19 protein-coding genes are annotated in these 22135 nt (G+C 48.1%); 5 read left to right on the forward strand and 14 right to left on the reverse strand.

Going from position 1 to position 22135, the window contains the following annotated elements:
• Nucleotides 1–39: 39 nt before the first annotated feature.
• Entirely contained in the window at nt 40–1818 is a 1779-nt protein-coding gene (locus ACR6Z4_RS06805; RefSeq protein WP_479716484.1) for an ATP-binding protein, read from the forward strand.
• Nucleotides 1819–1907: 89 nt separating this feature from the next.
• Here ACR6Z4_RS06805 and ACR6Z4_RS06810 read toward each other — a convergent pair whose 3' ends face one another.
• Nucleotides 1908–2933 (reverse strand): LysR family transcriptional regulator, encoded by a 1026-nt coding sequence (locus ACR6Z4_RS06810; protein ID WP_479716485.1) that lies wholly within the window; start codon nt 2931–2933, stop codon nt 1908–1910.
• A gap of 373 nt (nt 2934–3306) precedes the next feature.
• On the opposite strand from ACR6Z4_RS06810, the gene ACR6Z4_RS06815 reads away from it, so the two are divergent.
• Nucleotides 3307–3591 (forward strand): hypothetical protein, encoded by a 285-nt coding sequence (locus tag ACR6Z4_RS06815; RefSeq protein WP_479716486.1) that lies wholly within the window; start codon nt 3307–3309, stop codon nt 3589–3591.
• A 462-nt stretch (nt 3592–4053) separates the two neighbouring features.
• Here the strand turns inward: ACR6Z4_RS06815 and ACR6Z4_RS06820 are convergent, their stop codons facing one another.
• The 7 genes from ACR6Z4_RS06820 to ACR6Z4_RS06850 all read right to left on the reverse strand — a co-directional run bounded on the left by ACR6Z4_RS06820 (nt 4054) and on the right by ACR6Z4_RS06850 (nt 11688).
• On the reverse strand, nt 4054–4794 hold the full coding sequence (locus ACR6Z4_RS06820; RefSeq protein ID WP_479716487.1) for a DnaJ domain-containing protein: 741 nt from the start codon (nt 4792–4794) through the stop codon (nt 4054–4056).
• 32 nt (nt 4795–4826) lie between these two features.
• Nucleotides 4827–6137 carry a TldD/PmbA family protein gene (locus tag ACR6Z4_RS06825; protein ID WP_479716488.1) on the reverse strand — a complete coding sequence of 437 codons (1311 nt, stop codon included), beginning with the start codon at nt 6135–6137 and terminating at the stop codon, nt 4827–4829.
• A 109-nt stretch (nt 6138–6246) separates the two neighbouring features.
• The gene (locus ACR6Z4_RS06830; protein ID WP_479716489.1) at nt 6247–7110 is read right to left on the reverse strand and encodes a Tab2 family RNA-binding protein; all 864 of its coding nucleotides are present in this window, start codon (nt 7108–7110) and stop codon (nt 6247–6249) included.
• Between the two features lie 222 nt (nt 7111–7332).
• On the reverse strand, nt 7333–8787 hold the full coding sequence (locus tag ACR6Z4_RS06835) for a DUF5009 domain-containing protein (RefSeq protein WP_479716490.1): 1455 nt from the start codon (nt 8785–8787) through the stop codon (nt 7333–7335).
• Between the two features lie 4 nt (nt 8788–8791).
• Nucleotides 8792–9703, reverse strand: coding sequence for a polysaccharide deacetylase family protein (locus ACR6Z4_RS06840; protein WP_479716491.1), 912 nt, complete (start codon nt 9701–9703; stop codon nt 8792–8794).
• 37 nt (nt 9704–9740) lie between these two features.
• Nucleotides 9741–10937 (reverse strand): tetratricopeptide repeat protein, encoded by a 1197-nt coding sequence (locus ACR6Z4_RS06845; RefSeq protein ID WP_479716492.1) that lies wholly within the window; start codon nt 10935–10937, stop codon nt 9741–9743.
• 208 nt (nt 10938–11145) lie between these two features.
• Complete coding sequence (locus tag ACR6Z4_RS06850; RefSeq protein WP_479716493.1) at nt 11146–11688, reverse strand: hypothetical protein; 543 nt, start codon at nt 11686–11688, stop codon at nt 11146–11148.
• A 755-nt stretch (nt 11689–12443) separates the two neighbouring features.
• On the opposite strand from ACR6Z4_RS06850, the gene ACR6Z4_RS06855 reads away from it, so the two are divergent.
• A complete protein-coding gene (locus tag ACR6Z4_RS06855) occupies nt 12444–13016 on the forward strand; it encodes a hypothetical protein (protein WP_479716494.1) in 573 nt (190 codons plus the stop codon).
• Nucleotides 13017–13385: 369 nt separating this feature from the next.
• Here ACR6Z4_RS06855 and ACR6Z4_RS06860 read toward each other — a convergent pair whose 3' ends face one another.
• Nucleotides 13386–14351, reverse strand: a complete 966-nt coding sequence (locus ACR6Z4_RS06860) for a phosphoribulokinase (RefSeq protein WP_479716495.1) — start codon at nt 14349–14351, stop codon at nt 13386–13388.
• A gap of 324 nt (nt 14352–14675) precedes the next feature.
• Between ACR6Z4_RS06860 and ACR6Z4_RS06865 the strand changes: the two genes are divergently transcribed.
• Nucleotides 14676–15098 (forward strand): PPC domain-containing DNA-binding protein, encoded by a 423-nt coding sequence (locus tag ACR6Z4_RS06865; protein ID WP_479716496.1) that lies wholly within the window; start codon nt 14676–14678, stop codon nt 15096–15098.
• Nucleotides 15099–15155: 57 nt separating this feature from the next.
• On the opposite strand, the gene ACR6Z4_RS06870 is transcribed toward ACR6Z4_RS06865, so the two are convergent.
• From ACR6Z4_RS06870 to ACR6Z4_RS06890, 5 genes are all read right to left on the reverse strand, one after another.
• Complete coding sequence (locus ACR6Z4_RS06870; RefSeq protein WP_479716497.1) at nt 15156–16100, reverse strand: RsmB/NOP family class I SAM-dependent RNA methyltransferase; 945 nt, start codon at nt 16098–16100, stop codon at nt 15156–15158.
• 2 nt (nt 16101–16102) lie between these two features.
• Nucleotides 16103–16450, reverse strand: a complete 348-nt coding sequence (locus tag ACR6Z4_RS06875) for a hypothetical protein (RefSeq protein WP_479716498.1) — start codon at nt 16448–16450, stop codon at nt 16103–16105.
• A gap of 68 nt (nt 16451–16518) precedes the next feature.
• Entirely contained in the window at nt 16519–17541 is a 1023-nt protein-coding gene (gene mnmH, locus ACR6Z4_RS06880; RefSeq protein ID WP_479716499.1) for a tRNA 2-selenouridine(34) synthase MnmH, read from the reverse strand.
• A 227-nt stretch (nt 17542–17768) separates the two neighbouring features.
• The gene (gene selD / locus ACR6Z4_RS06885; RefSeq protein ID WP_479716500.1) at nt 17769–20087 is read right to left on the reverse strand and encodes a selenide, water dikinase SelD; all 2319 of its coding nucleotides are present in this window, start codon (nt 20085–20087) and stop codon (nt 17769–17771) included.
• 66 nt (nt 20088–20153) lie between these two features.
• Nucleotides 20154–20885 (reverse strand): DUF3105 domain-containing protein, encoded by a 732-nt coding sequence (locus tag ACR6Z4_RS06890; protein WP_479716501.1) that lies wholly within the window; start codon nt 20883–20885, stop codon nt 20154–20156.
• Nucleotides 20886–21283: 398 nt separating this feature from the next.
• Between ACR6Z4_RS06890 and ACR6Z4_RS06895 the strand changes: the two genes are divergently transcribed.
• Nucleotides 21284–22045 carry a 4'-phosphopantetheinyl transferase family protein gene (locus ACR6Z4_RS06895; protein WP_479716502.1) on the forward strand — a complete coding sequence of 254 codons (762 nt, stop codon included), beginning with the start codon at nt 21284–21286 and terminating at the stop codon, nt 22043–22045.
• The last annotated feature ends 90 nt before the right edge of the window (nt 22046–22135 follow it).

The following is a 22135-nucleotide window of genomic DNA, read 5'->3' on the forward strand; positions in this document are numbered from 1 at the left end:
TAATATAGACCTGATTAGTTTCAAAAATGGCACCTTAAAATGGAGCGATTTGATCAGCCTCACAGCATTTCTCGATCGCAGAAAGAGCAACTTGCTCTCAACGTGTTATCTGCGCTGAGTTATCGGGCAGGTGATCTGAACAACTATCTCCAGGCGGTTGCCCAGGGCGTCAGTGATCTAATTTGCCTTGATTGGTCCATCGTTACCCTTTGTCGAGATGGCAAAGAGCGCATTTTAGCAAGTACAGTTGATCTCGGCGAGACCTTTGAGCAGGTGTACGAGTTACATGGCTCTCTCACAGGGACAGTAGTGGAACAAGGATGCCCCTTAATTGTCGATGATGTCACAGTTAAAACAGAATACGGTAGCGGGGTTGAGGGCTATAAAGCCTATCTCGGTGTACCTCTGCGAACGCCCACGGGTGAAATCTTGGGCACCATTTGTTCGTTCCATCGGCAACCCCGGCACTTCACGTCAGAAGAAGTCCGCTTGGCAGAAATTTTTGCGGAACGGGCAGCAACCGCAATCGATAATTACGAACTCTATCAACAACAACAAAAGTTTAATGAAGCATTAGAAGCAGAAGTCGTCAAACGAACGCGAGAATTACGGGCTACGCAGTCGCAGTTGATGACGATCAATAATCAGCTAGAACAACGTGTTGAACAACGTACTGCTGAACTGCAACAGTTAAATGCTCAGTTGCAAGCCGAAATTACGGAACGCAAAGCTGTCGAAGAAGATTTACGCCAAAGTGAAGAGCAACTGCGGCAAATTGCAGAGAATATGAAACAAATTCTCTGGCTCTATTCCAAACATGATGAGCCCATTTACATCAGCCCTGCGTTTGAAAGTATTTGGGAACAACCCTGCGATCGCTGGTATCAGTTGGGTTCACAGATCTGGGATGCTGCCATTCATCCCGATGATCGAGAGCGGGTGCTCACAGCGATCAAACAAGCCGCGGATGGCAATTTTGACGAAGAATATCGCATTCTTCGACCCGATGGTTCTGTCCGCATCATCCATGACCAGGCATTCCCCATCCGCGATGAGCAGGGGCACGTCTATCGGATTGCCGGGATCGCTGAAGATGTCACTGAGCAGCGCCGCGCCCAGCAGGACATGCTAAAGGCAATGGAACGATTAGCAGAGGTGGGCGAGTTAGCCGCCATGATCGTACATGAAGTCCGCAATCCATTAACCACCGTGATGATGGGACTGAATTCTTTCAAACGCATGGAGTTACCGGATGTTGCTCAGGAGCGCCTTCATCTGGCACTGGAAGAAGCCGAACGATTGCGATCGCTGCTCAACGAAATTCTCCTGTACGCCAAACCCCAAACTCACCAACATGCCGAGCTAGAACTCAATAGTTTTTGCCTGGAATTACTGGATACCATCCACACCCTACCGTCTGCCCTCAGTCGGCAGATTTGCTTTATTGCAGCACCGTCTCCCATTCATGTCTTGGCAGACCGAGACAAACTCAAGCAAGTGTTTATCAATTTAGTTGGCAATGCCTGTGAGGCGATCGCGCAGGGTGAAACCGTTACATGGCGAGTCAATTCGCCCCCCGATCACCACGTTTGGATTCAGGTTCATAACGGCGGCGACCCAATTCCACCCGATATTTTACCCAAGTTAACCAAGCCCTTCTTTACGACCAAACTTTCTGGCACCGGGTTAGGACTGGCGATCGTTAAACGCATCGTCGAAGCCCATCAAGGGGAACTGGCGATCGCATCTTCAGCCGAGCAAGGAACAATCGTGACCGTGAAACTCCCTGTGATCACTCCTTTAAAGAAATCACACTGATCTACCCGTATATCTCTTTCAAATTAGGTTAGTCGGGGGCTTCGCCCCCGACTAACCTAATTTGAAACCCTTAATTTGCAAAAGGTCTATTAACTCGCCCGTTTAATTTTTTGCGGAGCCGGATAGCTTAATGCGTGGGCTGAACACAAAATAGACTGAGGGATGCGGGGAGCCATTTCTTTGACCGTATCGAGAAAGGCATACACTGGCGGTGAATGTAACGCATCTTTTAATACGGCAGCTCGAATACTCCGCATCAGGGGCACCGGCAATCGATATACCTGAATCTCTGGCGGCAGCGGTTCTGCTGCCAACCGTGCCATAATGGTCGCGCCCAATCCACGCCCGACCATACTGACCATCGTAGAGTCTTCTTGAATTTCGTAGGCTGCTTTCATACTGACACCCAAACGCGCCAGGTGCCCTCGAATCAAAATATTGCAATAGTCACTGCCGGGCGGCAGGATCAGAGGATAACTTAAGAGTTCATCCCAGGTTAATGGTGTTTTAGGGCGTTTTATGTCGGGGGGCAATAACACCACATATTCATCCTGAAACAATTCCCAGCTTTCAAAGCCATCGCTGGGCGGCATACACGTAAACCCTACGTCCGCCCGCCCATCGCGCAAGGCTTGCTCGACACCATCATCACCTCGATATTCGGCAATTGAGATATTAATGCCGGGAAAGCATTGGGTGAATTTTGCAATTAACTCAGGCAAAACATGGGTTGCAAAACTGCGGAAGGTGGTCACCCGCAATTGCCCACCGTCTAATCCTTTCGCCAGGTTGGCTTCTTTGCCAATTAGCTCCAGGAGTTGCAGCATTTCTTGAGCATGGCTAGTAATCAACTCGCCCACAGGGGTCAGCCGTGCTCCGTATCGACCGCGCGTCAGCAGGACTACTCCCAATTCTTCTTCTAATGTGGCGATCGCATGGCTGATAGCTGATTGAGACACCTCTAATTGCAAGGCAGCTTCACTAAAATTGCCTCGCTCTGCGACAGCAATCAGTGCTCGCAACTGGGATAACTTAATGCCGTCTAGATTGCCCACTTTCATCGCTGGCTCTCCCCCAATCGTGATGTGAACTCGATGTCTTACAGGATCAGACATTCAATAAAATCCGGAAGGGTCGGAAGCGCAGCGACGCCACACTGCTCAAAACAAATCCCCGGTTTTATTCAATCCCCGATCTGAAACGGACAGCTATAGCGCTGTGCGGGTTGATTCAGTCCGGCGTTGTGGGATGCAGAGCACCCCACAACACTGTTTCTGTACTTCACGAACTTGCACACCGCTATAGATACAGACTCAGGTTGCAAAGGATCATGACTTCACCCATAGCTGACGCTATTCCAGAATTTTACTTATGAATTTTATTCATAGTAGCTATGCAAGCTACCTTTTGAATATTCAGAGAAAATCCGTGAATATAAACCTATGAGTTCAGCAATACTCAATACTTTAACTCAAACAGGCAAGATTTATGAAGACTAGCACCCATTTTTATCACGCGTCAACTCCATCTACGGTTAATGAATTAATCAATCGTAATCGGTCTATTCAAAACAATCTGTTAGCAAAAGGTAAAGCAATAGTCGCTTACTTAGTCAAACTAGCAGCCGGTAGTTCTGAGCCCCAAATCAGTGAACATAGCGATCGCCAAGGGAACATATTCTGGAGAGTTTATGATCCGATTAGCCAAACATCTGCACGGTTTAGCTCCGAGATGGAAGTCCGAATCTGGCTAGATCAGCGCTATTCTCGGTGATTTTCTATGCCAATAGCAGAAGCAGGTATCATCGATCAGCAAGATAGCTATCGCTTATCGATGTCCTACAATTTTTCCAGAAGAAATAGAAGCGATAGTTCGTCTATCATTTATATAGTTTGCAGCAGCATTGATGATTAAAAATGTTGCTGCAAATTTCTATAATTACTATATTTCATTGAGGTTAATCAACCTCTTTTATGTAGTCAGAACTGCATAGCGATTGGATTTAATTTCTATATTTAATTCCTGTATTTTTTAGCTTCAAATTAGAATTCTCATTCAATTCATTCAGCTCAAATCTGAATTTATGGGTGTATGGCAGCCGCAGGGCTGGTCAGGACAAGGGCGCACGGGCGGTGTCCCCAGACAAAAGCGATGGGTTGAAACGCTACATAGAAGGCAGCGTTTCAACCCATGCCTTTTTCGGATTGGTTCTGAGAAAATTTGGGGAAATGGGTGTTATGCGATCGCCTTAATGGCAGCTTGTGCCTCGCGACGTAAACCAGCCGCAATCCGGAACAATTCCTGCCCGGTGTGCAGATAGTGGTCATCGTAGCTAGAGGTAAATCGCTCTAACTCATCAATGCCATCTCCCACCTGGTTGAGACAGTAATATAAATGGGCAGCAACCCCGGCAACATTGGGTGGATTGGGCATGGAACGAAAAGCACGTTGGGCTTTTTGCAAGGCTTCGCGGCAATCTTCTAAATATGCTAAAAAGTCTTCAATTAGCTCATCATCAAATGGATCCGCTGCCAGATCATCAATCTGATCCTGCAAAGAGCCTAAAATTTGGTAAAGGTAGCGATTGACAGGCTGGTAGACCTGCTGCAACCACTGTTGCAAGTGTTCATCACTATGTTTTCCGGTGGGGTGCCCCTGACGATACCGAGATTGGGCAGCGGCTGCCCGCCGCTGCCGTTGAGACACGGGATCTGTAACTGGATCAGAGTAATAAGCCTGTCGGCTATGGCTGGATTGGTGTTGTTCTCTCAGCTGGCGATCGTAGGAAGTACGCCGATTGGGATCGCTTAAGATTTCGTAGGCAACATTGATCCCCGCGATTTGATCATGCCCATCCAGCTCACGATTACTATCTGGATGAAAAATTTTAACTAGCCGCCGATATGCCTGTTTAATTTCTGTCTGACTGGCTTGGGGACTAACTTCTAGCGTTTCGTAGTGAGTTGAATTCTCCATAACATTTATCTAAACACTTTGCACCCGCAAAGCTAGCTACGCCCCGTAACCGAAAGTCCTTCGACAATTATCGAAGGGGTATAACACGACCCGTTCCACTCTGCATCATCTCCTACTTCTAGCAAATTCTTGAGTGCATTGTAGACATTTCCGGCAACCATTGTGTCTTTGACGCGACCCACCACCTTCCCATTTTGGATGCGATAGCCGAGATCGACATTTACCGAAAATTCTCCTGAGATGCCAGCACCACCACCCAACATTTGATCGACAATTAACCCCTGCTTTAAAGACCCAATTAAGTCGGCAAGAGAACGAAATCCCGGTTGGATGAGCAAGTTAAATAGCCCAGGTGTGGGATAACTGCCCAAACCAGGACGGAATCCATTGCCCGTGCTACCGCTGCCTAAGGATTTACCAATTTTGCGATCGGTATAAAACAACTGCAAGACACCCGACTTGATGAAAGTAATGGGCTGAGTTGGCGTGCCTTCATCATCAAAAGGACAGCTAAACGGACCCGCATCGGGTTGTTGGTATAGCGTCAGATTGTCAGACGTAACGGGTTCACCCAGGCGATCGCTCCAGGGTGAGGCGCGTTCAATCACCTGTTTGCCATTGAGTGCAGCCTGGATCGTACCCCACAGCATATCGGCTGCCTTTGCCGTGAATAGAATCGGGACTCGTCCCGTAGGGGGTGCAACATTGGTACGTGCCCACTCCAACCGCTGCATTACCTGTTGAGCCAGGGAAACCGGGTCAAGGCTACCACGTTGGGTCTGCCCATCGGACACATTGAGAAAATCGTCTCCTCGAATCCAATCGGCAGATAAATAGCAACTGAGGGTGGTATCGGTGTAGCCACAATCTAGACCGGACGAATTGATCAGTCGGATCGTTTCACTATCACATTCCCATTCTGCGGTACAAATAATTTCTGGATACGCTTGCCGCACCAGAGCGATCGCCTCTTTCCCCCAGTCCACCAATTGTTCGATCGGTACGGCTTCCCCCAAATCGGGGTAATGGGCGCGGTTGGATGCCGTTAGCTCAATCGTTTCTGGTTCATTCAAATGACTCAGGGCGATCGCCTTATCGACTAGCGCTTGCGGCTCAATCGGACCGTAGGCAACCGCCAACCCCGGACACCCCTGCCGCCATAAGCGTAGTGCGATCCCTTCCGACTCAGAACTCTCCAGTTGTTTGAGACGGTTGGCTTCAAAAAAAATTGGACGAGAGAGCGACTCCGACTGGAACACCTCTGCGGCTTCCGCTCCTGATCGAATTGCCAGTTCTAGCAGTTGCTCTGCCAGTGCTGTCTGTTGCAAATTGTCAGAAGCCATAATCTCTTAGTCAATGGATGTGCTAGATAGTGCCAAGTGTCTACGCAGAGACATCTAACGAAACGTGTGAATCGTTACTTCTCTATCCATCTTCTGGGATCAGGGTACATTACGCTAGATTCAACTCTTGCATTAGCCAAAACCCGGCAAAGGATTCTGCCTGTGGTTCAGATTGCACCGCCAAAAAATGAACAGAGTTTGATTTTTGTTTGGCGGCTTCAAACTTCTCTCCTTCCTGACGGAGTTGCGGTTTGGCTAAGGTCGCCAAAATCCAACCGTCTCCCGCACCTGTTTCTAAAATCAGGCGGGCAGGCGAAGACTCTTCGAACTTGAGAAAAGCCATTTCTAGCCCCGACATCCAAGCCGCTAAAGGCAGCGATCGCTGAGAGAAGATGACTAACCCCGGAACCTGGCTATCTGGCTCCAATCCAGTCATCTTGAGTGGAAAAACTTCGCCAAAACTGACGTTCCATTCTGGTAAGTCGGCAAAGTCGCTGACGGGCAAACTCACCAATGCCCACTGTTGACCTAACAGCGCATCGGGCAATGGTTGCGGCATACTGGGCGGCACCATCACAGACGGATTGCCACTCGCCTGATAATTGGGATAGGTTGGGTACTCGCTGGTCATCCGGTGCTGTAGCCAATGGTGCAATGCCAGAGTGCGTCGGCTGGCGTACACCGGAATCCCGGCATCTTCACAGGCTTTAGTGATCATGTTGGTCATTTGTCGCCGGAAAAAGCGAATTTTATCGGGTCGCTTGGGTGCCTGGGCGATCGCCGTTTCGATAGCTTGACGCAGCGTTACAGAATTTACCTCTGTGTTCGACAAAAACTGGGAATAACGAAACAGGGTTTCTGGCTCTGCATCGATCGCCAATGGACTTTCACAAATCAACACTTCCCACAATTTTTTCTGCTTTTCGTCCAACAGTGGACGAGAGTAAAAATCCAATTCCCAGATGACAGCCATACTTTAAAATCTTTCAATCGAACTTAGAAATCTCATCATTATCGCCTTTTTGGGTGAAGCGATCGCATTTAGGACGTCGGCAGGGTAGGCAGATCAACACCTGTCCCAATCACTAGGGAGCCTTATGCCTTAAAAAACATATCTTTTTTGGGGAGCGCGGCGGAGCCGCGCTCCCCAAAAAAGGATTCACGGTATTTTTATGAAAAGCCTGAGGATACAGATTTACGTTTTCCAGAACAGGCGAAGTCGAGTAAACAAGCTAACCAACACGGCAATCGGTAGTGTATAGAGAATGCCTTTAATAAATCCCATGAAGGGAGTATTGGTATAGTGAATCACCTGATCTTCTAAACCCGTCAGGGTCAAAATAGGCCAGAGAAAATTGGCAAAGGCAACATAGGCAATCATCGGATTCTTGCCATTATCGATCAGCAACCCCAGCCATTTTTTCTGGTTTAAAACATTCACCAAAATCGTAAATAAAATTAGTAAGAAAAAGGCGATCGCAGTAGTAACGAAATAGTAACTATAGGTGGCTGAATCCTTACGGATACCTCCCTGGTACGGTTCAAAACACAAGCCTAAAACCAACCAATATAATCCCCACTGATAAAAGGATAACAATAGGGTTTCCGTCGTGTTTTTAGGTCGGCAAAACAGAAAATAACTGAAACCCCCTACGCCAGCGCTTAAGAGTAAGGTTTGCCAAACCCATCTAGCTTGTAAACCAATTAATAACAGTAGGCAAAGTGCCAACATCGCTGCAATTTGTATCCAACCCTGCCCTTTTTGCGAAGCAGTTTCGCTACGATCTTCCTGACTATTGTTTACCTCCGATGCCAGCCTATTCATCCAATTTAAAATTAAATCTCCGGCGATCGTTCCGGGAATGACAATAAATAAATACTTTAAATAGTCGAATTGAAATAACCAGGGAACGGGGGACGTTGTCCAAATTTCCTTCAACCAACCCTCTACACTAGCCGAATGTTCTAATGCCAACAGTAAGCCTAACAATCCCAATCGTAATAAAAGTCGAGTTTGAGTCAGCAACCATAGCAGCGATCCAAACACCGCAACGTTCGCGAGAACTAAGAGGATAATGTCACTGCGTTCCAACGAAAATCCCTTGCCGTCGTATTGAAACTGTGAAATTAATCCAATCGCTAATATCCAGCCAATTAAATTAATCCATATCTCATATTTTTTAAGTCGCCAATTCTGAGGCGATCGCCCATACATCAAAAACAACAAAACAAATCCAAAAAGAGCCAACCACCAGGTTAGATCTGTGGGGTTAGGATTAATTGAAAAAGGACGAAGATGCTGTAAAACAATGGCAAATGAACTGAGAAAAAAGCCCCGTTTCAACACTTCAAAAATAACGGGATAGATTGTTTTTCTCTGAGCTATGCGGCGAGATAATGCCAGAGGTATAGCCGCACCCATAACAAATAAAAATAGCGGGAAAACCAGATCGACCCAGGTTAATCCTCGAATCTCTGGATTGAAAGCATGGTCGGGGGGTGGTACTTGAGCATGGTACATCCAAGTTGGCAAAATTTTGTACCGAATCGTACCCGAAAAAACCATTGCTAGAATGGCTAACCCTCGCAATGCATCTAGCGCGTCTGCACGGATTGGACTGATATCCGACTTCACAATATTTGTTTGCACAAATTTAATCGCACAACTGATCAGATTTAATAGGAGACACTCGTTTAACCATTTGAATCAAACCTTGAGCAGATTTCTCCTGGTTGACTGTAAATCTTGAAATCAAATAATGATTTTTGAGCCAGCAAAATCTGAGAGGTTTACTATTATATAAATAAGCTGACAAATAATATTTTTCGACTTGTTCCATTACGTGTTGATTCGTTGCTCCATTGGGGTAAGCAAAATGCTTTGCCGTGGTATGAGTTGCATCTAAATCTCCTATACATCGTCTCAGTTCAACTTGCGCTTGAGCAAGCTCTTCAACGACCTCTTCAGAACTGATTTCTGTTAATTTCTTATGGTTAAGACCATGGGATTGTATATCATAAAACCCTTGACTGAATCCCGTCCTGAGATCATCACACGATAAATAACTCGTAGAAGGTCGATTCGGTTTTGCTAACGTGCCGGGATTCACAAACATTACCATCGTTGCTTTACGGTGATATTTCTGTTCTAACCCTTCTAGAATCGGGGTAACATTCAAAAAGTTTCCTTTGTAACTGTCATCAAATGAGATCATAACGGGGCGTTGCCCAATATGCTCTGGAGGAATTAATTTTGATTTCTCAAGAAAGTAATCGTAGAGTTCTTGAGTCGATAAAAACCAATAGTTATTTTGTATTAAATAGTCTAAAAAGACACCTAATTCCTGTTTAGAATAATCCATTCGATGTTGCATCTGATTTTTAACCGTTGTGGAATCAGGCTGCTCTAAATCGACAATACCATGGAAGCCAAAAATAGGAATTTTAGGTGAGCTGAGATAAGACAGCAATAGACTTACTACAAGAGAAAAAAATAGAGAAATTGCAACCAGAATAATAAAGTCAAAATATTTATCTTTTAGTTTTTTGAATACGTCGAATGCCATTGCATAATCCAGAAATGAAATGAAAATAGATGAAGCACTATAATTTCTCAAAGCCTATTTCTTGGAGTCCCTGGCGCAGACGATCGGCTTCTTGAATGTTATTTCCTTGTTGATGCAGGACGATCGCTTGTTTAAAGCTGGCTAAACTCTCATCAACTCTACCCATTTTTAACAACACCACCGCCAAATTTTGGTGCGCTTCTGCATAATTAGGGTTCAATGCAATCGCTTGCTGATACTGGGCGATCGCCTCATTCAATTGCCCCATTGCCTTTAAAGTTAGCCCCAGATTGTTATACCCCAAGGCAAAATTTGGATCAATCTTGAGTGCCGCTTCATAACACGATTTTGCACCCGTCCAATCACCCGCCGCCTGCCGCAAACTGCCCAGATTATTATATGCTCCCAGTTTTACCTGAGGTAGAACCGTTTGTTGCAGCGCTAGCTGATAATGCTGTGCGGCTTGCTGGGGTTGGCGAATACGCCCATAGGCAATGCCCAGATGATAATGCAACTCATATAAAATGGGCGCATCCAGCGTATCAGCCTGCAAGCCTCGCTCTAACAGATCAATGCCATAGTCAAACCGCCCCATCTGCACATACAACGCTCCCAATTTGCTACAGGCATAGGGTTCTCCGGGATTTTCCGCCAAAAACCGCTCCATCGTCATCCGGGCACGCTCTAACTTATTGCGACTGGCGATCGCTCCTGGCTCATAGCCATAATGCAAAATAGCCAGATCTGGCAAATCGACCACCCGCCATTGAGGTTCTCGTTGCAAAATGTCAATCACGCTGTCATCGACCATGGCGTGATAAGGGCGAGTGAATTGGATATCGGGATGGTTGCGAAACAGCCGAGATACCATCGAATAGGGCGATTGCGACGCCCCAACTTCTTGCCGCAGTAGATTAATTACCAGTGCATCCGGTTGCTGAATAGCTTGTTTCAAGGCAGGTATGACCGACTCTGCCAACACCTCATCCGCATCCAGAACTAATACCCAACGACCATTGACATATTTCAGTGCCTCATTGCGGGCAACCGAAAAATCGTCCGTCCAGGTAAAGTGAAACACCTCAGCCCCCAGAGACCGCGCGATCGCCACGGTGCCATCAATCGAGCCAGTATCCAACACCACCATCTCATTGACTACTGACCGGACACTTTTTAAACAGCGAGATAAGTTAGCTGCCTCGTTTTTGACGATCATGCATAAGCTCAGTTCCATGGGTTAATTGCTCACGCCGCTCTGAAAAAACAATCGGAGTCTATCTGAGACGCATCTCGCAGATGAGGTGCGATCGCACCTCGTCTTGCTAAATTCTCTCAATCTCATATATCCTCTGAGAACCTATCCCAAGCCCATCCTGGAGCAAAACTTGAGGGCTGGAGGTTTTGCCGATGGCAAAACCTCCAGCCCTCAAATTCGGCAACGTCTAGAAACGTAAGCCGACGCCACCTTGAACAGAGGCAGCCGTGTCGCCGCTATCTCGATAGGCATCAAACGCAATAATCGCATTGCCAAATAAAACCAACTGACTACGGGGGATACGATAGTCAATCCCAGGCTGAATCACAAAACTAGTCTGATTGCCAATGGGAGAGGTATCGTTTTCAGAATCTTGGATGGCAACGCCTGCCCCAATATAGGCATCGGTATACCAATTGAGGGGAATATCGTAAGACACTGTGGGGACGACCGCTGTTGCATCCGAGATCAGCACCTGCGCCCGCAGAGAAACCGGGATCTCTAATAATCTATAGCGGAGTGCAATTACCCCCCCAGCCGAACTATCTTCTGTGGGTCCGCCCCCCGTCAACCCCACCGAGCCGCCGACCCCAATGTAACTGCCATAGGCGGCTTGCGCCGATGCAGACGCAGGATGGCTTAAATTCCAGCCTGCCGCTAAGGCAAGAACACTGAACGACGTTGTTATGGTTTGGCGAAACCAATTTCTTAAACTTTTGGGACGCTTCATTGCCGCACTCCTCACAGTTGCATGACCTATATGATAGTTCAGCCCCGATTTGATAGCTAATAAGTCTCTAAAATTCACCCAGTCGGACATTGGTATTGTTGATTTCATCAATGGAATTTGGTGTGGATACCATGCTTCGGGCAGCACCCACACCAAATTTCAGAGCTGGCTCAAACAATGTCCAAGAATCTACGGACTCATTCAAACAAATTGTGGAAGAAAAGCGATCGAATCGTTACTAATTGTTACCTCTTGATTGTTAGCCGCAATTCTATAGTAGAACGTTTGCATAAATAGGTTTGAGTCATGATAATAAGTCCTCTAAAAAAATCGGGTGGATATGAGGTTACCGGGTCGATCGACCCACCCTCAAACCACTAGACTAGACCCAGCCAAATCGTTAATTGATCATCCGTTAGTGTGTGACTTGAATCAAACCGAGGTTTATGTTTGGAAGCGCCGCGTTGCCGCGCTTCCAAACATAAACTTCCGGGTTTTATTTAATATGTGATCCTGAGTTATAAATGTGACGATGAAACCGTCGGGGTCACCGTCAAATTCGTACCAGGATTCATCAACGCTCAAAACTTTTGCAGCCTTGAGTGACACAATGTTTTTGGGTGTCAAATCAAGCCTGACAAATTTCTGATTATTCTTTAAAGACCGTTGATAAGGCATCGAGCCAATCAGGGAAACCTATCATAAACTGAGCTTTCCTATTATCCATTCATCTCATTTGCGGACATTGTTGCGTCATGTTAAAGCCTTTGCGTTCAGCCTTGCTCCTTACGACCATTTTGTTACCCCTATTGGGGAGCGATACCGCCGTTAAAGCCCAAGAGCGTCAAGGATGCTTTATGGTGGATCGAAACGGTCAATTGCTAGACCTATCCGATATCTGTCCTTCTGCTGAACCCTTTGCTGCGGCAGAAGGTGAACCCACTTTGGGGACTGGAGACATCCAGGTGACCTTACGATGGGCATCATCGGATGACCTGGATTTAGCCGTTACAGATCCCGCCGGTCAAACAGTTTACTATGCCAACCCAGCGATCGCTTCAGGTGGGCAACTGGATGTAGATGCGAATGCCGGATGTGGTGAAGCAGACACAACCCCGATCGAAAATATTTTTTGGCCCACAGGTCAGGCTCCCCAGGGGCAATTTACGGCATCTGTCAACCTTTTTGCTCGCTGTAGTGGGGGAACGCCAGGACCCGTCTCGTTTGAAATCCGTCTCCTGGTTCAAGGGGAAGTACAAACGCTGACCGGAACTGTCAGCGACGATAACCTGACTGCCAACTTCCCCTTCTCGTTGCCGCCTCAATAACAACCGTTGAGTCGATGGCGATCGGGCAATATGGGGCAATCGGCGACTCATAACGCATTCTAAAAACAGGGCGTGTACACCGAAGGTGTACACGCCCTGTTTTTTTGAATGACGTCTGAGTTGAAAAGGAAAATGATCAGATATGGCGCTACGCACTTAGGTTAAGACAGGGTGCAGGGGTAAAACCCTTGCGTGGGGCACGCCCCACACCCCAAAGCCCTAACGGACGACGTAAAGCGATATGAAAGCACCCACCCTTCGGGCAGGCACTTTCATATCTGGTTCTTAATGCGTGATCAGCAGCTGCTAGGAGGGGTACCGCAAAGGGATGTACCGCTCACCAACCATTTGGAATGGCTCTATATATGGCTACGATGGCATGGCATTACCCACTGGCCAATGGATATTGTTTGCTTTCAGCATGTGGTACGTGATCAACAACTGAGTCAGCGCCAACGGATAACTCTGCAACGTTTCACCCGTTGTGCCGATAACCTTACCAATATCTTGGTTACCTTCCAGGCTGCAAAACTGCCCTAAGTGAGGTACTTCGCTACACAAAATTTTCTCTAATTCACTCACCTGCTCACTTGTGGCGTGTCCATCAATTTCCAGGACATCTACAGGTTTTCCCATATCGCGATCGAGTTCTAGCCGAATCGCCGAGCCGAGGTGATTGCCATCGGGTTTCAAAATATGGCTGAATTCGGGGTGCGGAATGGTCGGTCGCAAAACCAGACGAACGTTGAGCAATAAATCAGTCTGGCTCGTATTATTGTCGGGCGGATAAAAACTGACGATCACATCTGCCCATTGACGCTGAGGGCGAATAAAATGCTCAGAGTCAAACTCACGTTTTCTCAATTGCTCTAACACTTCTTCGTCGCTATATCCACGTTTGCGAGTGTCGCGCTTGACTTTCCATTGCACCCGTAGCGGCTCAGGCGGTGCCAGATAAACTTTTACGTCATAGCAATCTCGCATTCCACGGGTCGAATATCCCAACAACCCCTCGACGATGACATATTTTTTGGGTTGGATATATTCGGGCGCGTCAAAAACGCCAGAAGAGTGATTATAGATGGGCTTTAGGATTGCCTGCCCTGTTCGCAGTAACCCTAAATGCTGTTGCATGATGTCGAGATAGTTGCAGTCTGGGTGCAAAGCCGAAATTCCCAATTCTGCCCGTTGCTTGCGGTCATACCGATGATAGTCGTCGGTGCAGATAACAGTGACATTTTCTTCGCCCAACACTTGAGCAATGCCTTTGGTTAGCGTGGTTTTACCGGCAGCACTATCCCCAACAATGCCGAGAAGGATTGGGCGCTGAGTCATAACGGCTCCTGCAAATAGTCAACAACAACAGAAAAAGGGCGTTCAATTCTTAGCCCCACACTAGGAGATATACCATACCCTGTAACCCCAAAGATTCACAGATTTGTTAAGCAAACGGGGTGAAATCTGTAATATTTTTTGTTGTGATAAATGAGTTCGAAATTTTCAAGCCATAGTCCTCCTCAAAAAGCAACTCCAATGGATAAAACAGCCTCAGGATCAGCGATTCAATTAAAATCAAACCAAGAGTTTTTGGAGGTTGGCAATGCCAAATTCCAAACCATAAACCTCTGGTTTCGATTAAATAATAAAAATGATTGAAAAATGAAAATTTTTGCCCTGAGACTTAACCCTGGCGATGATTTAAAGCAATGTCTAAAAAGGTTTGCAGAGCAACATGGAATTCAAGCCGGATTTATTATCTCAGGCATTGGTAGTTTTCAGCAGATAACACTACGCTTTGCCGATCAACCTCAAAATCACTTTTTACGAGGAAGATTTGAGTTAGTCTCGTTATCAGGAACCCTCTCCATCGGAGGCTTACATCTCCATATGGCGATCGCCAACTCAGCCGGTGAAATGATAGGGGGACATGTAATGGATGGCTGCCTGATTTACACGACTGCTGAAATTATCATTGGGGTCAGCGACGATCTAATTTTTAATAGAGAAATCGATGCAGAAACGGGGTTTTTAGAGTTAACGATTACAGCTGATCAGCGATTTAAAGATCACCGATCATCGTAATCATTGTGAAAGAGCAACAGCTCTGCTGTTGCTCTCTCAAATATTCAATCTATAATTCTAAGACTGCCATTTAGCATGATCTAAAAAATTCGAGGGTAAGGGTTGGCGATCGCCATCTCCCTGATTTTGCAATAAGATTGTAAAGGCTCCTGCCCCCAATCGATCGTGAGGAAACATACGATAACACGGCATTTCAGTCAGGTGCGATTGATAGGCAATGAGATGGGGCACTGGAATAGGAACAAACTGCGGAAATCGTTTGATCAACCAGGCACAAACTTGCTCATTCTCTTCAACAGAATAGGCACAGGTCATGTAGGCTAAATAGCCATTGGGAGCAACCAGTTGGGCTGAGTTTGCCAGAATTCGTTTTTGTCGATTGGCATTTTTGTTAATCATAACCGGATGAAAACAACCGGGTGCTTTATCCCCTTTGGCAATCAAAGATTGTCCGGTACAGGGCGCATCTACCAGGACCAGATCCATCGTTTTCGGAATTTCTGCTGCCAGGATTTTGGAATCTAGACTGAGAGCGATCGCCGGATGAATGTGGCAACGTTTGAGATTTGAAATCAGTGCGCCCAAGCGTTTACCAATCACCTCATTACTAATCAACAAATCAGGTTGTAATGCTTTCCAGGCAAAGATACTTTTGCCACCCGGAGACGCACACATATCCAAAATATGAGACATCGGTTGGGTCAGGGTTTGCAAAACAGAAATCGCAAAAACAGATGAAAAATCCAAACAGTAAAAGTGACCGCTGTGATGCAATGGATGTTGTCCCGGCTTTTCTCCAAGTACCAAGCGATCGACAAAATCAGGTTGCCAGGACACCGTAGCATCTTGGGAAAATGGCAGGGTATCGGGTCGTTCCGTCGTCCACAAAATGCAAGGCGAAAAGGCTTGGGGATGGATCAAAGCGTCTAGAAATGCATGCTGTTGAGCCGAATCTTGAAATAAAGCTTGACTCAACTTCAACAAAAATTTTGAATGTTCCATTTTTACGCTTGCGATCGCAATCTTTCTGCCCAGGAAGCACTATCGTTAACATTAATCACGATTCTTTTAAAGTACTCATGTTCTAAATCCAGCGTCAAACAATCCTCGGGTTTGGTAACATACCAAAACTCTCGTCCTCGTTGCGTATAATATGTTCCAGCCTTAATTACTCCCGGCACAAAGGTACCCGGAGCCCGCAATTCTCTCCAGGTTGTATCCGGAAGTTCAAGGCTCACCTGAGTAATGTGAGCTAAAGAAACGTCAATGGTTTTGCTGAAATGAAACGCCCACACCCGTTCAATCGTTTCTAATCCAATTTGTAAGTGTCCTGATGCGATTGTTAAATGCATTTTCGTTTACTTAATAGTGGGTTGTGAGAGACGCACCCCGATTATCTTACAACTCATTTAGAACTGCTCTATCTAGAAATTTGATGCCAGGTTTCGAGCAGTTGATGCACACTTTCATCGACACTTAATCCTTCAACATCTACAGAGTACCGAGGCGATTGGCGGCGTTCTAAATCGTATTGATACGTTTTATCGTAATACGCCAAGATCAGATCAAACGCGTCTCTAAATTTGTTGTGTTGAAAGCATTCGATCGCTTGTTGTGTGCGTAACCCACCCAGCCGTTTGCGAATGCGTTCGGTTGCAATAATCAACTCGTCTGGTGTCGCAAATCCATACACATCCAGCAATAGATCCAGGCGTTCCGACCGAGAGCGCACCATTTCCAGCACCGGCGATCGCTCCATTTGCTGATAAATCGCTTCGGGGATGCGACAGGTGCCGATGCGCTTACTTTCTGCCTCAATCCATACCGGCGCTTTGCTAGCCAGCAGCGACCACTGTAGCGCCAGTTGATTTTCAAACTGCTCATTCGTCGGCTGGTCAGACAAACCTAACGCACCATAACTGCTGCCGCGATGGTTAGCCAGACCTTCCAGATCGATAATTTGCTCGCCGTGTGCCCCCAGAGCCTGCAAAACCGCCGTTTTTCCGGTGCCCGTCATCCCACCTAAAATGACGATCGTTCGAGGAGCCTCGAATACATTCCGCGCCCAACGCCGAAATCCTTTGTAACCGTCGATCAGCAACGATACCTTAAACCCTGCCATTTCCAGCACCCAGGCGACGGCACTACTCCGCATACCGCCGCGCCAACAATATAGCCGCACCCGACGATACGGAGCGATGTACTTGGCTTGTGCAATAAAATCTGCAAACTTCGGACCGGCGATCGCAAACCCCAACTCAACGGCTTCCTCCCGCCCCTGTTCCTTATAGCAGATCCCAACCATCGCGCGTTCGTCATCATCAAACAAGGGGAAGCTCAGTGCGCCGGGGATATGACCCTGGGTATACTCAGCCGGACTGCGGACATCCAGAATGATTCCAGGGGTATCAAGGAATTGGTCTGTGGGCAGAGGAGTGGACATGGTAGAAGAAACGGTTGCGTTCGCGATACATGGCAAAACGATGGAGTTGAGGGAGTGATGGGTGGAACGCGGCACGCTGTGCCGCGTTCCACCCATGCCCCGTTCTCACTCGATGGCGTCAGACAATATCTCTTCATTGTCCGTCCATTCATGGTTTAGAATCGGGGATTTGATAAAACCCAACTCTTTTTTGGAGGCAACGGCTCTGCCGTTGCCTCCAAAAAGGCTCACACGTGTTTGACCCAAACAGGTTTAGGCTCATGGTCGCGCGGTAAGACCCGTCCAATGATGGCACTGTGGGGATAACCATTGGCTTGCAGAGCATTGAGACAGGCGATCGCCTTGTCTGGCGGAAGGGCAGCGAGCAAGCCACCCGAGGTCTGAGGATCGAACAGTAGCGGATAGAGGGGATCCTGAGCAACGTCGTCACGGTTGGCAATGGCAGTCGCCGCTTGCAGGTTTTGGGGATGCAGCGAACTGAAGATCCCCTGAGCCAGGGTTTGTTGTGCGCCATCAAGAATTGGCAGGGTTGATAGATCGAGTTCGACCGCAACCTGAGACGCCTGAGCCATTTCCAGCACATGCCCTAATAGCCCAAACCCGGTGATATCGGTACAGGCGATCGCCCCATAGGTTTGGAAATACTGGACTGCCGTTTGATTGGATAGCAGCATCGACTGGATTGCCGTCTGAATCCAGCGACCTTTCGCCTGAAGGCGCATATCCGCCGCAAATAACGTCCCTGTCCCCAAGGGTTTGGTCAAAATCAACACCTGCCCTGGCTGCATGCCACTTTTTCGCAATAGTTGATTGGGATTTGCCAGCCCGTTGCAGGTTAAGCCAAACGCCAATTCTGCGGCAGCAATGGTGTGTCCGCCCACCAACACAGCACCGGCTTGCTGCAAAACCTGGGTTGCACCTGCCAGTAACTGATACAACGTTTCTTCTAACTTGGCTTCCAGGGCATAGGGCAACGTGGCGATCGCCAGGGCACTTTGCGGCACCGCAGCCATGGCAAACAAATCATTCAGGCAATGATGGGTCGTAATTTGCCCCAGCAAAAATGGATCATCCACCAATGCCGGAAAATAATCGACCGTTTGCACCATCACCTGACCCGATGGCACCGCAACGACTGCGGCATCATCCGCTGCCGCTAACCCCAGCAAAATATCGTCTCGCGTTACTCCGTCGCCAAAGTCCTGTCGAATTCGCGTCAGCACTTTATTTAACACAGAGCTGCCCACCTTCGCACCACAGCCAGAACACGGCATGAGGTCAGCGCTTGGCGATAGGCGCTTGGCGATGGGTTGAGGATGTGTCGTTAACGGTTGCCTGTCTCTGCCCGCCGGATTCCCCATCGGTTCCAATTGGTTGAACAGGTTCATAAATGCGCGATCGATCTGGTCTTTCCAGCGCCAAATCCAGGAGGCGGGGCCCCAACCCAACGGACCACGAGAGGCGATCGCCGCTCGATCGCCAGTCCCGATCAAAATCAGAAATTCTTTCTGCGGCACATACGGTCGGGGCGATTGTTCTTGCAAAACCCGCTGAAGATTGTCAAATAGAGGCTTGCCCTGACGGACTGAAAAGACCCCAGCTTTGGGACGAGGATGGTTGACCATTGTGGCAACATCACCCGTGGCAAATACCTGGGGATGGGACAGCGATTGCAGGGTATCGCCGACCAAAACGAATCCATCCGCATCCGTTGCCAGACCCGAGGCTTGCAACCAGGATGCCGCCTCCGCTTGAGTCACCCAAAAAATGCGATCGCACGCCACAGTCAACCCCGATTCGCAGCGAATCACGCGATGCCCATCTGGCTCGGCAACCGATGTAATGCGGCAAACCGTTTCTTGTAAATGAAGATGAATTCCTCGTTCAACCAGAATTTGGTGCAACCGACGACCAACCCAGGGGGCGCGATTGGGTAAGAGATGAGCGTCCCGATGAAACAGGTGCAGTTCTAACTGGGTCGTGGGTTGCTGGGCTACCCGATAAATCTGATGGATGCGCGCCTGAATCGATAGCGCCAATTCCACGCCTCCCGCACCCCCCCCGACGATCGCCAAACGCAGGGGACGATCGGGCGTCTGAGTAATGTCTGTGACCAGCTCATCCCAGTGCGCCAAAAATTGTGAAATCGGTTTCACTGGAATTGCGTAGTCGCTGGCACCCGGTGCAGTCACCGTTGCCGGGGTACTGCCAATGTCAATCGAGAGCCAGTCAAAGGCAACGGGGGGATGGTTGGCACAGATGACTCGATTGTCTGCCAGGTTTAGCCCAATGGCGCGATCGACGATCATAGACACGTTGGCAAACTGTGCCAGCGGCCGCAGGTCGATGTGGCAATCATCAAACTGATAAAGCCCCGCAACATAGCCCGGTAGCATGCCGGAATAGGGCGTATCGCAAACATCAGTAATCAGCGTCAGACGCACTCCGGGCAAGGGATTCATGCCAAATTTTCGCAGGGCGATCGCATGGCTATGTCCACCCCCAATCAACACTAAATCCTGAACCACGGGCACGAAAGCGTTCATCCGGTTTTTACTGAGTGCCTAACATTCCTCTAACACCATATCCCCAGCCTCGACAGCATCTCAATATCAGCCGGGGCATTGTCCTTTTTGACACTCAGGACCACGAGCAATGTGGGCATCATAAAAGGCTTTGACGACGTCTGGATCGTAGGTATCGAGCTTCTGTAAGTAAGTCCAGGCGGTGAGGGCGATCGCCGCGCCAAATTTTTCTCTAGGCGTCAAAATAATACGAGGATTGATTAGGCTCAGGTCACGAACCTGGGTTCTCAGCTGTTCTAAGTCATTCCCCTGAATCAACTCTGGGTCATAACTAATGACGATACCGCCATGCTCTAGATTATGAACCAGACGCTGATCCAGCGGAGCCGTTTCATAAATTCCCCATTTTGCCCAGACCGCATAGTGTGATCCTGACGTGGGAGGGTTCGAATTGTACTCGACAGGCTCTCCTTCGGGAATATGCTCTTGCCCTAAATCGGGAAACTTATCACCCGGTAGGGCAACATCTTCGACGGGATCAGGTAACACTTCACCGGGTGTCGTGATAACAAATTCTTCCAGCAAGCCATCGGTTTCGCTGCTGCCCTCCATGCTGGGACTGGGGCTAGGGGACACACTCGTTGTGGGGGTTGCTGAGACACCTGGCGCATCTTGCGGTGTTTTGATCGTGACTCGCGGTTCTCGCTGCCGATTGAATAACGCCAAAACCAGAACCAAGCTGATGATTCCTGCCGGAACAACTAACCAGAGATAGTCCGAAATCTTTTTTTGCCAGCCTTTACGATATCGCCGTGACACCTTACTCTCCCAGGTTTAAATTCCAGTGGTTATCTCACAGTGTCTATTGTATTGGACGGATGCAATTAGATGATTGACCTGGCGAAATACGCCTACCCGGCATCTGCCCCCCGAAACTTGAGAATTGCTATAGTAACCGAGTTGACGACGATCGCTTGCGACGAGTTGCCAAAACAGTCTAAAGTCAGGTGGGCTGAAGCCTTCATAGCTCAATCTTGAGATAGATGGGAAGGTGAAACCTTCCCATCTATCCCCCAAACCCGCAACGAAACACCCATCCTACTCAAACAAGACGGCAATCGCGATCGCTGCGGATCACACATTCAATAAAACCCGGACGTTTATTTTTAAAAGCGCAGCGATGCCGCGCTTTTAAAAATCATCTGGATTTCACTCCATTGAAATTTGCTAGCTATATGTTGGACTGTATTTGGCGATCGCCCCTTGCTGACCTATCCCTGGCAGAGGATGAAGTCCATCTCTGGCGAATTTTTTTAGACCAACCCAGGTTTCGGGTTGATGAATTACTGCAAACGCTGTCTGAAGATGAGCAACAGCGCGCCGCACGATTTTATGATGAGCGCGATCGCACACATTTTATTGTCAGCCGGGGTGGATTGCGCACCATTCTGGCGACGTATCTGCAAAAACCACCTGCCCATCTCACCTTTACCTATGGCGCTTCTGGTAAACCCACCTTGACCGATGGGCTTACCCAAACCCAGATTCGCTTTAACCTCTCCCATTCTCAGGGTCTGGCACTCTATGCCATTACCCAGAATCGGCAGGTTGGCGTTGATATCGAGTGGATTCGCCCGACTGAGCGATCCACCCAACTGATTCAACGGTTCTTTTCACCCCAGGAAGCTACCGTTTTGCGATCGCTGCCCGTGGCAGAACAGCACACGGCTTTTTTTAAGTATTGGACGTGCAAAGAAGCCTATATCAAAGCTGTGGGTGCTGGCGTGTTTCGTTTGGCAAAACAGGTTGAAATCGCCATCGACCCTGAATCGGCTCAATTAGTCAGCATTGCAGGCGATCGACAAGCCGCTCAAGCCTGGAGTTTAGCGACATTTACGCCCAATCTCGGGTATGCGGGCGCACTGGTCGTCGCAGGGCAACCCTGCCATCTAAAATATTGGCAACTATGGCAGGGTTGAGTTTGGGTCTGTGGTTGGGTCTGTGATTGAGCGTAAACAGGTGATGGATTGAAACACGGCGCGCCGTGTTTCAATCCATCACCCTGTGTC

The organism is Calyptranema fuscum S582, assembly GCF_055793305.1.

Excerpts from the sequence above, each read along its gene's own strand:
- ACR6Z4_RS06805 (WP_479716484.1), top strand. The coding sequence starts at position 40 with ATGGAGCGATTTGATCAGCCTCACAGCATTTCTCGATCGCAGAAAGAG.
- ACR6Z4_RS06810 (WP_479716485.1), bottom strand. The coding sequence starts at position 2,933 with ATGTCTGATCCTGTAAGACATCGAGTTCACATCACGATTGGGGGAGAG.
- ACR6Z4_RS06815 (WP_479716486.1), top strand. The coding sequence starts at position 3,307 with ATGAAGACTAGCACCCATTTTTATCACGCGTCAACTCCATCTACGGTT.
- ACR6Z4_RS06820 (WP_479716487.1), bottom strand. The coding sequence starts at position 4,794 with ATGGAGAATTCAACTCACTACGAAACGCTAGAAGTTAGTCCCCAAGCC.
- ACR6Z4_RS06825 (WP_479716488.1), bottom strand. The coding sequence starts at position 6,137 with ATGGCTTCTGACAATTTGCAACAGACAGCACTGGCAGAGCAACTGCTA.
- ACR6Z4_RS06830 (WP_479716489.1), bottom strand. The coding sequence starts at position 7,110 with ATGGCTGTCATCTGGGAATTGGATTTTTACTCTCGTCCACTGTTGGAC.
- ACR6Z4_RS06840 (WP_479716491.1), bottom strand. The coding sequence starts at position 9,703 with ATGGCATTCGACGTATTCAAAAAACTAAAAGATAAATATTTTGACTTT.
- ACR6Z4_RS06845 (WP_479716492.1), bottom strand. The coding sequence starts at position 10,937 with ATGGAACTGAGCTTATGCATGATCGTCAAAAACGAGGCAGCTAACTTA.
- ACR6Z4_RS06850 (WP_479716493.1), bottom strand. The coding sequence starts at position 11,688 with ATGAAGCGTCCCAAAAGTTTAAGAAATTGGTTTCGCCAAACCATAACA.
- ACR6Z4_RS06855 (WP_479716494.1), top strand. The coding sequence starts at position 12,444 with ATGTTAAAGCCTTTGCGTTCAGCCTTGCTCCTTACGACCATTTTGTTA.
- ACR6Z4_RS06860 (WP_479716495.1), bottom strand. The coding sequence starts at position 14,351 with ATGACTCAGCGCCCAATCCTTCTCGGCATTGTTGGGGATAGTGCTGCC.
- ACR6Z4_RS06865 (WP_479716496.1), top strand. The coding sequence starts at position 14,676 with ATGAAAATTTTTGCCCTGAGACTTAACCCTGGCGATGATTTAAAGCAA.
- ACR6Z4_RS06870 (WP_479716497.1), bottom strand. The coding sequence starts at position 16,100 with ATGGAACATTCAAAATTTTTGTTGAAGTTGAGTCAAGCTTTATTTCAA.
- ACR6Z4_RS06875 (WP_479716498.1), bottom strand. The coding sequence starts at position 16,450 with ATGCATTTAACAATCGCATCAGGACACTTACAAATTGGATTAGAAACG.
- mnmH (WP_479716499.1), bottom strand. The coding sequence starts at position 17,541 with ATGTCCACTCCTCTGCCCACAGACCAATTCCTTGATACCCCTGGAATC.
- selD (WP_479716500.1), bottom strand. The coding sequence starts at position 20,087 with ATGAACGCTTTCGTGCCCGTGGTTCAGGATTTAGTGTTGATTGGGGGT.